Annotated in this window: 9 protein-coding genes and 2 pseudogenes; all 11 read right to left on the minus strand. The window is 53.9% G+C overall.

Features of this window, described 5'->3' with window-relative positions; genetic code table 11:
* Window positions 1-23: 23 nt before the first annotated feature.
* The 11 genes and pseudogenes from HMPREF1556_RS05240 to rpoB all read right to left on the minus strand — a co-directional run bounded on the left by HMPREF1556_RS05240 (window position 24) and on the right by rpoB (window position 16,422).
* Complete coding sequence (locus HMPREF1556_RS05240; RefSeq protein ID WP_021667299.1) at window positions 24-902, minus strand: MlaD family protein; 879 nt, start codon at window positions 900-902, stop codon at window positions 24-26.
* Between the two features lie 50 nt (window positions 903-952).
* On the minus strand, window positions 953-2,236 hold the full coding sequence (locus HMPREF1556_RS05245) for an N-acetylmuramoyl-L-alanine amidase (RefSeq protein ID WP_021667300.1): 1,284 nt from the start codon (window positions 2,234-2,236) through the stop codon (window positions 953-955).
* Between the two features lie 253 nt (window positions 2,237-2,489).
* Entirely contained in the window at window positions 2,490-2,630 is a 141-nt protein-coding gene (locus tag HMPREF1556_RS08850) for a hypothetical protein (protein WP_021667301.1), read from the minus strand.
* A gap of 20 nt (window positions 2,631-2,650) precedes the next feature.
* Window positions 2,651-4,852, minus strand: coding sequence for a hypothetical protein (locus HMPREF1556_RS05250; RefSeq protein ID WP_021667302.1), 2,202 nt, complete (start codon window positions 4,850-4,852; stop codon window positions 2,651-2,653).
* An 812-nt stretch (window positions 4,853-5,664) separates the two neighbouring features.
* Entirely contained in the window at window positions 5,665-6,243 is a 579-nt protein-coding gene (locus HMPREF1556_RS05255; protein WP_021667304.1) for a hypothetical protein, read from the minus strand.
* A 12-nt stretch (window positions 6,244-6,255) separates the two neighbouring features.
* Entirely contained in the window at window positions 6,256-6,624 is a 369-nt protein-coding gene (locus HMPREF1556_RS05260; RefSeq protein WP_044125285.1) for a hypothetical protein, read from the minus strand.
* A gap of 4 nt (window positions 6,625-6,628) precedes the next feature.
* Window positions 6,629-7,183 carry an RNA polymerase sigma factor gene (locus HMPREF1556_RS05265; protein ID WP_021667306.1) on the minus strand — a complete coding sequence of 185 codons (555 nt, stop codon included), beginning with the start codon at window positions 7,181-7,183 and terminating at the stop codon, window positions 6,629-6,631.
* A 242-nt stretch (window positions 7,184-7,425) separates the two neighbouring features.
* Window positions 7,426-7,734: pseudogene (gene rhuM, locus HMPREF1556_RS08940) on the minus strand (RhuM family protein).
* An 88-nt stretch (window positions 7,735-7,822) separates the two neighbouring features.
* Window positions 7,823-8,107: pseudogene (locus HMPREF1556_RS08945) on the minus strand (cell filamentation protein Fic); the annotation flags it as partial.
* A gap of 113 nt (window positions 8,108-8,220) precedes the next feature.
* Window positions 8,221-12,582, minus strand: coding sequence for a DNA-directed RNA polymerase subunit beta' (rpoC, locus tag HMPREF1556_RS05275; RefSeq protein ID WP_021667309.1), 4,362 nt, complete (start codon window positions 12,580-12,582; stop codon window positions 8,221-8,223).
* A gap of 27 nt (window positions 12,583-12,609) precedes the next feature.
* Entirely contained in the window at window positions 12,610-16,422 is a 3,813-nt protein-coding gene (rpoB, locus tag HMPREF1556_RS05280) for a DNA-directed RNA polymerase subunit beta (protein WP_021667310.1), read from the minus strand.
* Window positions 16,423-16,425 lie beyond the last annotated feature (3 nt).

A 16,425-nucleotide genomic window follows, 5' to 3' on the forward strand; every position in this document is an offset into this window, starting at 1 on the left:
AGGGAGGAGTGGATGGAGCGGGACTAGAAGATCGAGAGGCGCACGTAGCGCTTGGGATTCTCCTTCAGATCACGCATCAGATGATCGGCGCTACGTACGAGGCTGTCCAGACGGATGTAGAGCGCTGGGTCGTTGAGCAGAAGTCCAGCGGTATTGTCCTTGCTACGGAGCTGCTGGGATACCTGCTGGAGCTGGGCTGTCGTCGACTGTAGGCTCAGCATGAGCGAGTCTAGGTGCATCGAAGAGAGTTGGCCTGAGAAGGTGGCGAGGTTAGACGTCATCTGCCCGACATTACTGATCACGGGGTCGAGTCGGTGTGTCGTCTGGTTGAGCCCCGCGACCATGCCGTGGAGCTGCTGACTAGCAAGATTGAGCCCGAGGAGGGTGCTATCAATGTTCCTGTCGTTCAAGAGGGCATTGAGGCGCTCCAGCGTAGCGTTGATGGTAGGCATCATGTTCGCTACCTCTGGGAGGATCTTGTCCGTAGCCACAGAGAGCAGATCCCCCTGGGGGCTGATGCTGGGGATCGTATCCCCCTCGGCCAGATACTGGGTACCCTTGGGGTCGATCTGAAGGATCAGCTCCGAGCCACTCAAGGGATTCATCTTGATGCGCACCTGACTCTGGGGCGTGATGCGCACATGTGGGTCGAGGGAGAGCTCTACCGTCGCCCCATAGCCACGAGCATAGTCGAAGCTCACGGAGCGTACCGTACCGACCTTGAAGCCACTCACCAGGACGGGCGTAGCGACGGTGACACTATTGAGGTTGTCGAAGTGCGCATAGTAGGTCGTGCTCTTCTTGAATATCTCGATACCCTTGAGGAAGTTGATCCCGACGTAGGCGAGTGCTATCGCTAGGATGGCCAGTAGGCCTATCTGTACCTCTTTCTTTCGTTTCATAAATATCTATAGCTCTGTATGGATGTCTCTATTGATCGGGGTGGGGAGCGCTAGAGGCGCTTAGTGCCTCGGTAGCGGGCGATGTAGGCATCTCGGTAGATGCGGGGCAGGGAGGAGAGTTGCTGCTGTGCCTTGGCCTTGGAGGGCGTGGGGCTGAGGAGGTAGATGTAGGCCTTCCCGACCTTCACCCGCTCCACGGGCGTGGGGAGCTTGCGGAAGCGTGCATCCTTGACATCGATCTTCTCCGGTGAGGAGAGGAACTGCACTCGGTAGGTGATCCCCTCGTCCGAAGCACTGTCGCTGGAGTTCTCCACACTTGCCTTTGTCTTCCCTTCGGCAGTAGAAGTCTTGCCCTGCTTAGAGGAGGACTTCCCTCCGCCCTTATTTAGTGCCCGCTCGACCTGCTCCCTGGGAGAAGTCTGCTGGGTCTCTTCTTGACTCGAAGTATCTGGTGTGGAGTCCTGATCCGTAGTATCAGCCTCGGACTCGGACTTCGTCTTGGCATCTGCCGAGTCGCTCTGCTTCTGGTCCCCCGAGCTCTTACCTCGGTAGGCTCGGTAGTACGAGGTGAAGCCTAGAGCGATGGCCGAGGCGATGGTCTGCTGACCATCTTCGCTGAGCATGAAGGCTGCCTCCTGTTGGTTGGAGAGGAAGCCAATCTCGGTGAGGATGCTGGGCATAGCTGACTGGCTAAGCACCCAGAGGATATCCTGACGGACACCACGGCTGTAGCGCCCGGCAACTCGGTACTGACGCTGGATCTTGTTGGCTAGCTCGATGCTCTTATTGAAGTACGCATCCTGCATCAAGTCAAACATGATGTAGCTCTCCGTCGACGTCGGGTCGAAGCCTCGGTAGATCGTCTTGTAGTTGCTCTCCAGGAGCATCGCCTTATTCTCCCGCATGGCTACACTGAGGTTGTTAGCGAACTTCGCTATCCCCAGCACGTAGGTCTCCGTGCCGTGCACCTCCTTCGAAGGGGCGCTATTGACATGGATGCTCAGCATGAGCGAGGCCTTGTGCTTATTGGCGTAGTCAGCACGAGCCTGTAGACCGACAAAGACATCCGTACTACGCGTATAGAGGACGTTCACCTCGGGGTGAGCCCGACGGATCTTCGCACCGACAAGCTTCGCTACCGCTAGGGTGATATCCTTTTCCTTCCCTCCGTTGCCCACAGTCCCTGAGTCCTTCCCACCATGCCCCGCATCGATGACGACGGTGAAGAGGCGCTGTGCCTCAGCAGTGAAGGGGAGGGAGAGGACGAGACAGAGGAGCCCCCGGATGATCATGCGGACCATGAGACGACTGGGGGCGAACTCGAGTGAGGTCATAGGGCTTAGCGTAGCAGGATTACTCGGATGTTGAATTACTTGACGTTTAATGGGACAAAGATACAACGCTTTTCGTTAAAAGACTGTTTACAAATCACCCGCTACCGCCCGTCGAAGCACCCTTCCTCTACCCCACTCCGAGTAGGGCTACCCTCCAGCACGCTGGGGGATAGATAGCAGGGGGCTACCCTCCGCCTATCAGGTCGGATGGGTAGCCCCTCAAAGAACTAGAGTGAGGTCTTGTGACCCAGACTTACCACTCAGTATCGTCCTCGGCAATGTCCTCAATACTTCCCTCTAGGGAAAAGGATATGAGTATACTCTGCCCTTGGTCTAGAGACTCACAGGTGATACGAGGGGCCACATAGAGCTCCTTTGTCTTTTCCTTATTCATGATTCAGTGCTGGTAAGAGGTTAGTTCCCTGGGATCGTAGCAGACGGAGAAGCAATGTCAGAGAAGAGACAGAGTGGGAAGGAGAAGTAGCGCGTCCCATCCTGGGGGAGATCCTTGATGTACGCTGTGGTCGTAGAGCCTGTCTTGTAGACGTAGCTGAAGACCTTCTCACTAACTCCATAGTTCTCCTTAGTGCGGACGATCCAGTGACCCACCAGGGAATTGTCCGTACTCGACTTACGGCAGAGAAGACCCGAAGGACCAGTAATGGCTCGCGCATTCTGGTCATACTCTGCAGGAAGAGAGGCAGAGGGATAAGCACCCTTAAGAGGCTTACCATACCTCAGCTCACTTGAGCGCGTGACGACTGGGAACTGTGGCTTGCCCCCCTCCACATTGGGGTCCGTATAAGTAGGACCATAGAGGAGGAAGAAGCGCCCAACCACCTTATGACCATTGAACTTGAGAAGATCATCTCCTGATGCATTACGGAAGACCTGCTTCGTTTCGAGGTCCTGCGCTGTATTGATCTCACTATTCTCACCTATATAGCAAGAGTGGATACGGAGTCGCCCTAACTCAAAGACATACATATAGGCCACTCGGCTCTTATTATCCTTGACCAATAGAGACTCATCTCCTCCTGCAGCCTTATAGGCCTGCACTTCAGCGGTCGTAGGCTTCCCGAAGCGAAGAGCATAGATCGGGTGACGATGAGATAGGTTACCTTGCCCTACGAGGATATTCAAAAGGTCTTCAGGGAGGGTTCCATTGATAGAGCCTCTCCAGAAGGAACTCTTGCCAGCAAAGCGCTGACCTGCGACCTCGACGGTCTCAGTCCTCTCACTTGAATAGGGAGCCGTACTCTGATAGTAGACCGGATGATTATTGGTAGCTATGAGGTCTGGAGGGAAGATACCTGCCACCTCTTCGATCGTCGGGATATGGAGGTTTAGCTTCTTTCCATTGAGTTCAAGATTCTTAATCTGATCGTGGGAGACATCATTAGCTCGGAAGAACAGCCCTACTGAATCGCGGACAAATGCCGTCGGTACATTACGCCAGAAAGGTCTATAGGGCTCCCCTTCGATGAAGGGGAACAAGATCCCTGGACGGACTGTGCCAGTGATGACCGAAGCAGAGCCTCCCTGGGGCTTGTAGTACATACTGTAGTTCCAGTACTGCAGAGGGATGGCATTGGGGCGAATCGGGCTCGTGCTCTTTCGGATCAAGATCGTAGTCAGAGCGAGCTTGCCTGCTTTATCCTGGGGGAACACCTTGGAGGTCTCCTCAGCTAGATACTTCGCCTGAAGAGTAGGGTCACTGAAGACAGGACGGATATACCCTTCATAGTCCTGGTCTCTACCATCCTCCTTGGAGACCAATGGAGCATAGACGATATAGGACCCGGCACTAGCTTTGCTCTGCAGAGTCAGTGCTGACGGAAGCATATAGGTACGAATAGAGAACTCTGGGCTGGTATCATCACTCGTAGCGAAGAACTCCCTGCTATCCTTAGGGTGAGCGAGCTTAAGACCCGTCGCACCGAGACCATGGAGTTCGAGTCCGGTGATCGTCAGAGACTGCTCTGTATCATTGGTAATCTTACAGCGGATGAGGCTCCCGATAATGCGGAACTTCATAGCCTTTTCCTTGCAAAACTTCTTGTTATCGCTTGTCTCGACAGATGCCTCTGCCTTTGCCTGGAGGGCGATCGGGAAGTCTTTGATTGCCGTACGAGGCCCTGTCTCAGCATAGTGAGGTGCCGTAGTAGGATAAGCCTCTAGAGTCTTTGGCCAACCATCCGTACTGAAGCCGATGAAGACAGAGAGGCGAACCTGAGGGTTAGCAACAACCGAGGCTCGGACTAAGACATCCCCCTTGAAAGAGAGCTTCTTACCTCCTCCGCTCACCTTCAGCTTAATCGGGGTGAGGTCTGAGCCTCTAGTCCCATCCTGCGAGGAGACAGCAAAGAGGGCATTGACCTCTTCACCATCGGTGAACTTGGGTGCAAGCGTAGAGCGCCCCCCAGAAGTACCAGGCTCGAGCTCTAGGGCCCGAGCAAACTCATCGAGGGGATCACTGACATCCCCCTCTAGGTCGAGCGCAACTTGGCGTGTCTCACCCGAAGCGTCGTCAGGCTCCGGAATGGATGGTTGAGCATCCCTCTGACACGCCGTGAATGCCAACATCGTGGCAAGAAGTAGTAAAATTTTCTTCATAGGCTTGTATTATGGAACAAACAATAATATGAGACACTCCGTCCATATTAGGAGTATACGGTCGCTCCTACATTAGGAAGATCTATATTTATCAGTATAGACCTAACTTTTAGAACAAAGAAATCTCACGTTCATCCCACAAATGTAAGTAATATAAAATTACATAGAGGATATTTATTTTACATACAATACAAAACATAAGTTTGTAGAGTAACATTTATATACAATCCACCTCTACACTTTATCAAGTCACATAGAATATCCGAATTAACAAGTAATATAGAGCATCTTTGAAATCTAACCGAGAGGAGAAGAGAAAAATATAAATCAGCTACCCCATCCCCTCCTATTTCAATTCTTCATCACCAAACACCTGGGGAGAAGACAAGCCTACCATTGGTCACAAAAGCGACCCATGCATGGGTCACCTCAGTCACCCATTCATGGGTCGTCTCGGTGACCCATAAATGGGTCGCCAAAGGGGGCCATGATAGGACTTCTTCGCTCCCCTGCTTCTGCCCCCGCCTTCTCCCGCCCTAAAGCCTTCTCTTCACTCGCCTTCATTCGCTATCCGTCCCCTCTTCATTCCGTCTTCCTTCCCCACCCAACTAAAAGGAGGGAAACATCAAAGCCTCCTCTACTCTCTCACGGGCGAGCGCTTCCCACAACCACTACCTAGCCGAAGCAGAAACGACAGAGGGGCTACCCTCCTCCCCGCAGGTCGGATAGGCAGTCCCTCTCGAGGAGAAGAAGATACACCAAGCTTAGCACTCGGTAGTCCGCACAGATCTTCCTCAGGTAAGCGCCTTCAGCTAGCGCCGGTGTCGATAGATGCGGATATCCCGTAGAAACTTATTATTGCGCAGGATCGAATCCACGGACTCCCGGCTAAGATGATTAGGGATGCGTACGCCCCGTAGGAACTTATTGTTGCGCAGGATCGAATCCACAGACTCCCAGTTGATATGGGGAAGCCGCCCGAGACGCACCATCGTATGGCGATCCAGCTGGTAGATACGCTCGACCTGCTGGGGGCTCAGGAAGCGACGGTACTCCTTGTAGTACTTCTTGCGGATGGCTAGGATCTGTTCGCTACGCTCGAAGCCTTCCCTGATCGTCCGGTCGACCTCAGCATCCGTGCGATCAGAGGGCTTCACACTCTCCTCGGGAGAGAGCGCCCAGATCTCTCGCTGCTGCATGAGGTAGAGGGATTCGAACTTGCGTGCCGTCTCTTCGTCGAAGCCGAGCATCCTAGAGATGTACATGGCTTGTGCCTCGCTGAGCTCTTGGCGTGATATACGGATCTTCTCACCCTGTGATTGGCCGTATAGGGCAGGACTCACGAGGAGCGTCAGGGTCACTAGGACCAGCTTCATTAGGTTTCTCATCATGATCTTATTGGATTAGTTTGTTGTGTAGGCTTCGTCTTCGTAGACGCTCAGGATGAAGGCCTGATCTGAGGGGCTGAGCTTCTCGAAGGCGAGGGAGATATCTTCGGGAGAAGGGGGAGCAGGCGAAGGAGACTCTCGGAGCGGGGCGAAGCTGATGATCGCCCAGAGCACTACGGCGACCATCGCCACCGCTCCGCCTACCCACGGGAGGATATGCCGAGCTCGCATGCGACGAACTGGTACCGCATCGGGGGGCGCAGCGCTCGCCTCTCGCTCCCGAGCGATCGAGGCAAGCACCGCCTTCTCGATGGCGTCAAACGTCCCTTCGGGTACGGAGTAAGGCATTCGACGGGGGAGCTTATCTAGATCTAGTTCTTCCATAGGGCTAATCATTCTCTTTGAGGTACTTCATTATTCTCTCTTTCGCCAAGTGATAGTTGGCTTTGGCACTGCTAGGAGTGCCGTCGATGACTCGAGCGATGTCCTCGTAGCTCATCTCTTCGTAGTAGCGGAGGTTGAAGGCTAGCTGTTGCTTCTGTGGGAGTCTAAGGATCGCTTGCTGTAGGCGAAGGAGGATCTCCTCTTCGCTGACGGCTTGTCCGCCATCACTGGGAGCATGGGGGAGCTGGCTGGGGAGTAAGTCCTCCAGAGCGGTTATGGGCTCACGTCGGCGCTCCAGAGAGCGAAGGGCTTCCCCCGTGGCGATCGTATAGATCCAGCTCCTGAGACTCCCTGCCCTATCCCGCTTCGGGAGGGCACGATAGACACGGATCCAAGTCTCCTGAGCTGCATCCTCGGCATCTTCGTGTACGACGACTAGGCGACGTATATGCCAATAGATACGCTCATTGTAAGCGCCCATCAGCAAGAGGAAGCCCTGCTCCAGCGACTCCTCTAGGGAGCGAGTCAGCTCTTCGTCGGTTAGTGGCAGTCTAGTCATTCGTTCTCGTTTTATCGGTCTCTATACCCCTAAGACCTGCCTAATGTCCCAAAGTCAAATCGAGGAGAATAATTCTTGGGGGGTAGAGCTACCGACGCTCCTACGATACGAATATAGTAAAGCCCCTCCTGAAGACATCATCGGACGCCTTGAGGAGGAGCTTTAGGATAGAGGCTTTGTGAGGGTACTTAGCCCTTCAGCGCCCTGAGATCTCGGTCAAGTTCACGGATACTCTCTAGATGCTACGCCTCACGCTCGTGCTCACGGTAAAGAGCATACTGCCCTTCAGCCCGATGGAGGGCGAGCTCATGAGTGATCTTACCCACATGGTCTAGGATCGTATATTCATTCATCGTCATGATGAGGCCTAGGCACTCGATCCAGTCCTTCATATACATCGGTCGCTACGCTTGAGCTTCGGCGAAGGCCAGATATTGCTCGACGATCAGCTTCAGCGCTTGGAGCTCCTCCTCGGTGAGGTAGTTCTTCCCAGCCGTCACATCTGCCTGGCGCACCTTGCCTGGTACCTTCGCCGTGGTCAGCCCCATCATCGGGAGCGAAGCATTCGCCCGGTAGTAGATGAGTTCGGCTACCGTCTGTCCACTGACGAAACCTCGTGCCCTGCTGGGACTTCACCCGATAGCCGACGGAGATGATGACATCAAGATTGTAGAAGTTCGTGGGCTTAGTAGAAAAATCGGAAATCCCGATTTTTCTCTTCGTCTCCTCCTCACGAAGCTCCCCCTCCTCATAGATATGGAGGACGTGCTCATTGACCGTCGTGCGTGACTTCCCGAAGAGAGTAGCCATCTGGTCAAGCGAGAGCCATACGGTCTCGTCGTCCATACGGATATCAAGCCGGATCGTCCCATCTTGGGACTCGTAGAGTAGGATAGATTCGGTAGAATTGAGCCGTGTAGCCATAAGATCAACTCGTATGATCTATAGTGCGAAGGTAGAGTAGATACACAAAAAGCCCCGCCCTAAGGCGTCAGACGACACCTTAGGGCGGGGTGGATAATTAGTGGAGGAGGGGATTAGCCAGCGACCTCGAACTGATCAGCGACTTCGTCCTCGAAGTCTGCCGAGGCAGCGAGTGCCTTCTCATGTTCGCTCACAGGCATGACCACAAGACGCTTGTACTCACGCAGACCCGTACCGGCAGGGATCAGGTGACCGCAGATGACGTTCTCCTTAAGACCTTCAAGGGTATCGACCTTACCGTTGATGGCTGCATCATTGAGGACCTTGGTCGTCTCCTGGAAGGAAGCAGCGGACATGAAGCTCTTGGTCTGCAGTGCTGCACGAGTGATCCCCTGGAGGATCTGGCGTGCTGTAGCAGGCTTAGCCTCACGCACCTCTACAGGACGGAGGTCACGGCGCTTGAGTTGACTGTTTTCATCACGAAGCTTACGGAGGGTAACGATCTGCCCTGGGCTGAGGGTCTCAGAGTCGCCGGCATCGACGACTACGACCTTGCCCCAGAGACGATCATTCTCATCCATGACTTCGAGCTTGTCTGCGATCTGCTGCTCGAGGAAGAGCGTATCCCCTGGATCGAGGATCTCTACCTTGCGCATCATCTGACGGACGATGACTTCGAAGTGCTTGTCGTTGATCTTCACACCCTGTAGGCGGTAGACGTCCTGTACTTCGTTGACGATGTACTCCTGTACAGCCGTGGGGCCCTTGATCTCAAGGATGTCGGTAGGCGTGATAGCCCCATCGGAGAGAGGCATACCAGCATAGACGGAGTCACCCTCCTGTACCAGGATCTGCTTGGAGGTAGGCACAAGGTACTTGCGCTCTGCACCGAGCTTGGTGGTGACGATGACTTCACGGTTACCACGCTTGAGGCTCTTACCGAAGGATACGACCCCATCGACCTCTGCCACGACAGCAGGATTAGATGGATTACGTGCTTCGAAGAGCTCAGTGACACGGGGAAGACCCCCAGTGATGTCACCCGCCTTACTCATCGAGCGAGGGATCTTAGCCAGTGTCTCCCCGATGTGGATCTCAGAGTGATTCTCCTGGACTACGTGAGCCCCCACAGGGAGGTTGTAGCTCTTGATGATGTTGCCGTTCTCATCCTCGATGTGGATACCAGGTACTACGTTACGGTCCTTGGATTCGATGATGATCATTTCCTTCAGACCCGAAGCTTCATCGGACTCGACACGGTAGGTAGAGCCTTCGATCAGATTATCGAAGCAGACCTTACCCGAGACTTCTGAGATGATGAGGGCATTGAAGGGGTCGAACTCAAAGAGCGTCTGACCCTTCTTGACCTCTTCTCCTTCGGTGAAGAAGAGCTTAGCACCGTAGGGCACCTTGACCGAGCGAAGGACGATCTTCGTGTTCTTGTCGGAGATCTTCAGTTCGGTCATACGGCTGACTACGATATTGACGGGCTTACCGCCATCTTCGCTCGCAACCTCTGCGACACGAAGGTCGTCGAAGGTGACGATACCATCGTACTTAGCAGCGACGCTATTGCGTGTAGCGACATTCGAAGCTACCCCCCCGACGTGGAAGGTACGGAGCGTAAGCTGTGTACCAGGCTCACCGATAGACTGAGCAGCGATGACCCCGACGACTTCACCCTTCTGGACGAGGATATTGGTAGCGAGGTTACGGCCATAGCACTTAGCGCAGACACCCTTCTTAGACTCACAGGTGAGCACAGAGCGGATCTCTACCTGCTCGATAGGTGAAGCCTGGATGATCTCAGCGGCAGCCTCACGGATCTCTTCGCCAGCACGGACGATCACTTCACCCGTAGAGGGGTGGATGATGTCATGGACGGAGACACGACCGAGGATACGCTCGTAGAGCGTGGCTACTACTTCGTCATCATTGTCTTCCTTAGTGAGCTCAGTAGCTACGAGACCACGTAGCGTACCACAGTCTTCTTCGGTGACGATGACATCCTGCGAGACGTCGACGAGACGACGAGTCAGATACCCTGCGTCAGCCGTCTTCAGAGCGGTGTCGGCAAGACCCTTACGAGCACCGTGGGTAGAGATGAAGTACTCTAGCACGGAAAGCCCTTCCTTGAAGTTCGAGAGAATTGGGTTTTCGATGATCTGTCCGCCTTCGCTACCACTCTTCTGAGGCTTAGCCATCAGACCACGGATACCGGAGAGCTGACGGATCTGTTCCTTCGAACCACGAGCACCCGAGTCCATCATCATGAAGACCGAGTTGAAGCCCTGATTGTCTTCGCTCAGGTGCTTCATCAGGATGCCGGTGAGCTGGCTATTGACATGGGTCCAGGTATCGATGATCTGATTGTAGCGTTCGTTGTTCGTGATGAACCCGCCGCTATAGTTCATCATGATCTCATCGACAGCTTCGTACCCTTCGGCGATGAGCTTAGCCTTCTCTTCGGGGATGATGACGTCACCGAGGTTGAAGGAGAGACCGCCCTTGAAGGCCATGTAGTACCCGAGGTTCTTGATGTCGTCGAGGAACTGTGCCGTGACTGCCACACCACAGACCTTGATCACACGACCGATGATATCACGGAGGCTCTTCTTGCCAAGGACTTCGTTGACGTAGCCTACTTCCTTAGGTACATACTCATTGACGAGCAGACGCCCCATAGAGGTATCGACCATGTGACGGATGGGTTCGCCATCCTTGACATCATCGACATAGACCTTGATCGGAGCATGAAGGTCGATCTTACCTTCGTTGTAAGCAATCGTTGCTTCCTCTACACCATAGAAGGTATAGCCATCACCCTTAGCACCGGGACGGAGCTTGGTGATGTAATACAGCCCAAGGACCATATCCTGTGAAGGGACAGTGATAGGCGCACCATTAGCAGGATTGAGGATATTGTGCGAAGCCAGCATGAGCATCTGAGCTTCGAGGATAGCTTCATTGCCTAGGGGGAGGTGCACAGCCATCTGGTCACCGTCGAAGTCCGCATTGAAGGCGGTACAGGACAGTGGGTGTAGCTGGATAGCCTTCCCTTCGATCATCTTGGGCTGGAAAGCCTGGATACCGAGACGGTGAAGCGTAGGAGCACGGTTCAGCAGGACAGGATGGCCCTTCATCACATGCTCAAGGATGTCCCAGACTACAGGATCCTTGCGGTCGACGATCTTCTTAGCGCTCTTGACGGTCTTGACGATACCACGCTCGATGAGCTTACGGATGACGAAGGGCTTGTAGAGCTCTGCGGCCATGTACTTAGGCAGACCACACTCATGCATCTTCAGTTCAGGACCGACGACGATGACCGAACGAGCAGAATAGTCCACACGCTTACCGAGGAGGTTCTGACGGAAGCGCCCCTGCTTACCCTTGAGGCTATCGGAGAGCGACTTCAGAGGACGATTATTATCGGAGCGGACAGCGCTTGACTTACGAGAGTTGTCGAAGAGTGAATCGACAGCCTCCTGGAGCATACGCTTCTCGTTACGAAGGATGACCTCAGGAGCCTTGATCTCGATCATACGCTTGAGGCGGTTGTTACGAATGATCACACGACGATAGAGGTCATTGAGGTCAGACGTAGCGAAGCGACCACCATCCAGTGGCACGAGCGGACGCAGATCGGGTGGGATGACAGGAAGGACCTTCATGATCATCCACTCGGGGCGATTGACATTCTTCGAGGCACGGAAGCTTTCGACGACCTGCAGGCGCTTCAGAGCTTCGTTCTTACGCTGTTGTGAGCCGTCGGTGCTAGCACGGTGACGTAGCTCGTAGGACAGAGCATCGAGGTCAAGACGAGCCAGCATGTCGTAGATCGCTTCAGCACCCGTCTTACAGATGAACTTCTCAGGATCGGAGTCGTCCAGCTGTGCATTGCTTGGATATTCCTGATCCAGATAGTCGAGGTAGTCGAGGTACTGCTCTTCGGTGAAGACAGGATTGGGGTCCTTGTCTAGAGACTTAGCAGCAGACTCCTTGGTGAGATCCTCGTTGATGCGAGCTCTCAGCACCCCGGGCTGGATGAGGACATAGCGTTCGTAGTAGATGATGGACTCTAGCTTCTTGGTCGAGAGGCCGAGGAGATACCCCATCTTGTTGGGCAGAGAGCGGAAGTACCAGACGTGTGCGATGGGTACTTCGAGCTTGATGTGCCCCATACGCTCACGGCGTACCTTCTTCTCCGTGACCTCGACACCGCATCGGTCACAGACGATACCACGATAGCGGATACGCTTGTACTTACCGCAGTGGCATTCGAAGTCCTTCACAGGACCGAAGATGCGCTCACAGAAGAGCCCATCACGCTCAGGCTTGTAGGTGCGGTAATTGACGGTCTCGGGCTTGAGTACTTCACCACTCGAATTCTCTAAGATCTCCTCTGGGGAAGCCAGAGAAATCCGAATCTGGGAGAAGTTACTCTTTATCTTATTGTCTTTCTTGAAAGCCATAATCGATATGGGAAATAATTCGGGATCTTATTCGAGAGAGAAGCTCAGACCTAAGCCCTTGAGCTCATTAAGAAGGACGTTGAGTGACTCTGGGATACCTGGAGTAGGCATAGGATCACCCTTGACAATCGCTTCGTAAGCCTTGGAGCGACCATGGACATCATCTGACTTGATCGTCAGGATCTCCTGTAGGATGTGCGAAGCACCGAAGGCTTCGAGCGCCCAGACTTCCATCTCCCCGAAGCGCTGGCCCCCATGCTGCGCCTTACCACCGAGTGGCTGCTGCGTGATGAGTGAGTAAGGACCGATCGAACGAGCGTGCATCTTGTCGTCGACCATGTGACCGAGCTTGAGGAAGTAAGTGACACCGACCGTCGCAGGCTGGTCAAAGCGCTCACCCGTCCCCCCATCGTAGAGGTAGGTCTTACCATTGCGAGGCAGGCCAGCCTTATCTGTCCAAGCGTGCATATCGTCTAGCGATGCGCCGTCGAAGATAGGCGTAGCGAACTTGCAGTCGAGACGACGACCTGCCCATGCTAGGACTGCTTCGAAGATCTGCCCGAGGTTCATTCGCGAAGGCACACCAAGAGGGTTCAAGCAGAGGTCAACGGGCGTACCATCTTCGAGGAAGGGCATATCTTCCTGACGTACGACCTTGGAGACAATACCCTTATTCCCGTGTCGACCTGCCATCTTATCCCCGACCTGGATCTTACGCTTCTTAGCGATGTAGACCTTAGCCATCTGGATGATACCAGAGGGAAGTTCATCCCCCATCGTTTCGTCGAGCTTCTTACGACGAAGATCGGACTCGTATTCCTTAGACTTCTTCAGGTAGTTGGAGATGACTTCGGTGATGAGCTTATCGGTATGTTCGTTGCCCGTCCAGCCAGAGAAGATGATCTCGTTATAGTTCAGTGCTTCGAGCTCCGTACGAGAGAACTTTGCTCCCTTGCGGATCTTCTCGACACCGAGGAAGTCCTTCACGCTGTTCTTACAGGTCTTTCCGGTGGTGAGCTTATGAAGCTTGTCGAGGAAGAGCTCACGAAGTTCAGCCTGCTTGCGCTCAGCCTTCTCTTCGAGAGAAGCAATCGCATCCTTCAGTTCGGTACGATTCTTCTTCGTTGCCTTAGAATAGAGCTTGGTATCAACGATAACCCCACGGAGCGAAGGCGTAGCCTTGAGTGAAGCATCCTTCACGTCACCCGCCTTATCACCGAAGATCGCACGTAGAAGCTTTTCTTCTGGCGTAGGATCAGACTCACCCTTAGGAGTGATCTTACCGATGAGGATGTCACCGGGCTCTACACGAGCACCGACACGGATGATACCGTGCTCGTCGAGGTTCTTGGTAGCGTCGTCGCTGACATTAGGAATGTCGTTGGTCAGTTCTTCCAGACCACGCTTCGTCTCACGTACCTCGAGCGTATACTCGTCGACATGGACGGAGGTGAAGAAGTCTTCGCGGACGAGACGTTCGTTCAGCACGATCGCATCTTCGTAGTTGTAGCCCTTCCATGGCATGTAAGCGACCTGGACATTACGGCCAAGAGCAAGCTCACCTGCCTGTGTCGAATATCCTTCTGTCAGTACATCACCTGCCTCGACACGCTGCCCCTTGAAGCAGATAGGACGCAGGTCGATGGTCGTGCTCTGGTTCGTCTTGCGGAACTTAGGTAGGCTGTAGGTCGTGATTGGGTCTTCGAAGCTGACGAAGAGCTCATCATCCGTACGATCGTAGCGGATCTTGATGCAGGTAGCATCGACGAAGACGACTTCACCAGCACGCTCTGCGACGATCTGCGTACGAGAGTCACGCACCAGCTGCCCTTCGATACCAGTCCCGACAATAGGAGCTTCGGGGCGGAGAAGAGGTACAGCCTGACGCATCATGTTCGATCCCATGAGTGCACGGTTAGCATCATCGTGCTCAAGGAAGGGGATGAGCGAAGCGGCAATCGAAGCGATCTGCGTAGGAGCGACGTCCATGAGCTGGACTTCTGCCGGTGTGACGACAGGGAAGTCTGCTTCCTTACGAGCCTTAACAGCGTCACGGATGAAGCGACCTTCTTCGTCCAGAGGAGCATTCCCCTGAGCTACGATGAGGTCTTCTTCTTCCTCTGCGGTGTAGTACTTCAGAGCTTCTTCAGAGAAGTCTACCTTACCGTTCTCTACACTTCTATATGGAGTGGTGATGAAGCCAAGGTCATTGATCTTCGCATAGACACAGAGCGAGGAGATCAGACCGATGTTTGGGCCTTCAGGCGTCTCGATAGGGCAGAGACGACCGTAGTGGGTATAGTGTACGTCACGTACTTCGAAGCCGGCACGTTCACGAGAGAGACCGCCAGGACCAAGGGCCGAGAGACGGCGCTTGTGCGTGATCTCTGCCAGAGGATTCGTCTGGTCCATGAACTGCGACAGCGCATTCGTGCCGAAGAAGGAGTTGACGACCGAAGAGAGTGCCTTAGCATTGATCAGATCCGTGGGGACGAAGACTTCGTTGTCACGGACATTCATGCGCTCACGGACGGTACGAGCCATACGGGCCAGACCGACACCGAACTGATTGTATAGCTGCTCCCCGACGGTACGTACACGACGATTAGAGAGGTGGTCGATATCATCGACGATCTCCTTCGAATTGACAAGAGCGATCAGATACTTGATGATCGCTACGATATCTTCGTTGGTGAGGACACGTACTTCAGGATAGATGTCGAGACCTAGCTTCTTATTGATACGGTAGCGACCTACCTCGCCGAGGTCATAGCGCTTATCCGAGAAGAAGAGGTTCGAGAGGACTTCACGTGCGTTGGCCTCGTCAGCGGGATCGGCATTACGCAGCTGACGATAGATGTAGTAGAGAGCATCATGCTCCGAATTACAAGGGTCCTTCTGAAGGGTATTGAAGATCAGGGTGAAGTCCAGAGAGTCCTCGGTCTTCTCCTTATGCAGAAGGATGGTCTTGTTGCTTGATTCGAGGATGAGATCAATATTGTCTTCAGTGATCTCTGCCTCACGCTCGACGAGGACGGTGATACGCTCCATGGAGACGACTTCGCCCGTATCCTCATCACTGAGGTCGTCGATATAGGTCTTGGTAACACGTCCGGCGAGACGTCGTCCTAGGTGCTTCTCGAGGTTGGCACGAGTCACCTTCACCTCTTCAGATAGATCGAAGAGGTCGAGGATCTGCTTATCCGACTCGAAACCAATAGCACGCAGCAGGGTCGTGACAGGGAGCTTCTTCTTACGATCGATATAAGCATACATCACATTGTTGATGTCCGTAGCGAACTCGATCCAAGAACCCTTGAAGGGGATAATACGTGCCGAATAAAGCTGCGAGCCGTTGGTGTGCGTGCTCGTCCCGAAGAATACCCCCGGAGAGCGGTGCAGCTGCGAGACTACGACACGCTCAGCTCCGTTGATGACAAACGTCCCCGACTCCGTCATATAAGGGATATAGCCCAGGAAGACATCCTGCACGACGGTGCTGAAGTCCTCATGGTCAGGGTCTGTACAAGACAGCTTCAGCTTAGCCTTCAGAGGGACGCTGTAGGTCAAGCCACGGCTCAGGCACTCCTCGATAGTGTACTTGGGGGGATCGACATAGTAATCGAGGAATTCGAGAACAAAGTTATTACGCGTATCTGCGATAGGGAAGTTCTCATTGAAGACTCGATAGAGGCCCTCTGACTTACGGCTCTCCGTGGCGGTGTCCAGCTGGAAGAAGTCACGGAAGGACTTCAGCTGCACCTCTAGGAAGTCTGGGAAGACTAGAGGATTCTTTATCGAAGCAAAGTTGATTCTCCCTGATTGTGGAATGGAAGCCATCTA

It is taken from the genome of Porphyromonas sp. oral taxon 278 str. W7784, assembly GCF_000467855.2.
GTDB lineage: Bacteria > Bacteroidota > Bacteroidia > Bacteroidales > Porphyromonadaceae > Porphyromonas.

What these genes read in the sequence shown, in the direction of transcription:
- HMPREF1556_RS05240 (WP_021667299.1), bottom strand. Translation starts at nt 902, where the DNA reads ATGAAACGAAAGAAAGAGGTACAGATAGGCCTACTGGCCATCCTAGCG.
- HMPREF1556_RS05245 (WP_021667300.1), bottom strand. Translation starts at nt 2,236, where the DNA reads ATGACCTCACTCGAGTTCGCCCCCAGTCGTCTCATGGTCCGCATGATC.
- HMPREF1556_RS08850 (WP_021667301.1), bottom strand. Translation starts at nt 2,630, where the DNA reads ATGAATAAGGAAAAGACAAAGGAGCTCTATGTGGCCCCTCGTATCACC.
- HMPREF1556_RS05250 (WP_021667302.1), bottom strand. Translation starts at nt 4,852, where the DNA reads ATGAAGAAAATTTTACTACTTCTTGCCACGATGTTGGCATTCACGGCG.
- HMPREF1556_RS05255 (WP_021667304.1), bottom strand. Translation starts at nt 6,243, where the DNA reads ATGATGAGAAACCTAATGAAGCTGGTCCTAGTGACCCTGACGCTCCTC.
- HMPREF1556_RS05260 (WP_044125285.1), bottom strand. Translation starts at nt 6,624, where the DNA reads ATGGAAGAACTAGATCTAGATAAGCTCCCCCGTCGAATGCCTTACTCC.
- HMPREF1556_RS05265 (WP_021667306.1), bottom strand. Translation starts at nt 7,183, where the DNA reads ATGACTAGACTGCCACTAACCGACGAAGAGCTGACTCGCTCCCTAGAG.
- rpoC (WP_021667309.1), bottom strand. Translation starts at nt 12,582, where the DNA reads ATGGCTTTCAAGAAAGACAATAAGATAAAGAGTAACTTCTCCCAGATT.
- rpoB (WP_021667310.1), bottom strand. Translation starts at nt 16,422, where the DNA reads ATGGCTTCCATTCCACAATCAGGGAGAATCAACTTTGCTTCGATAAAG.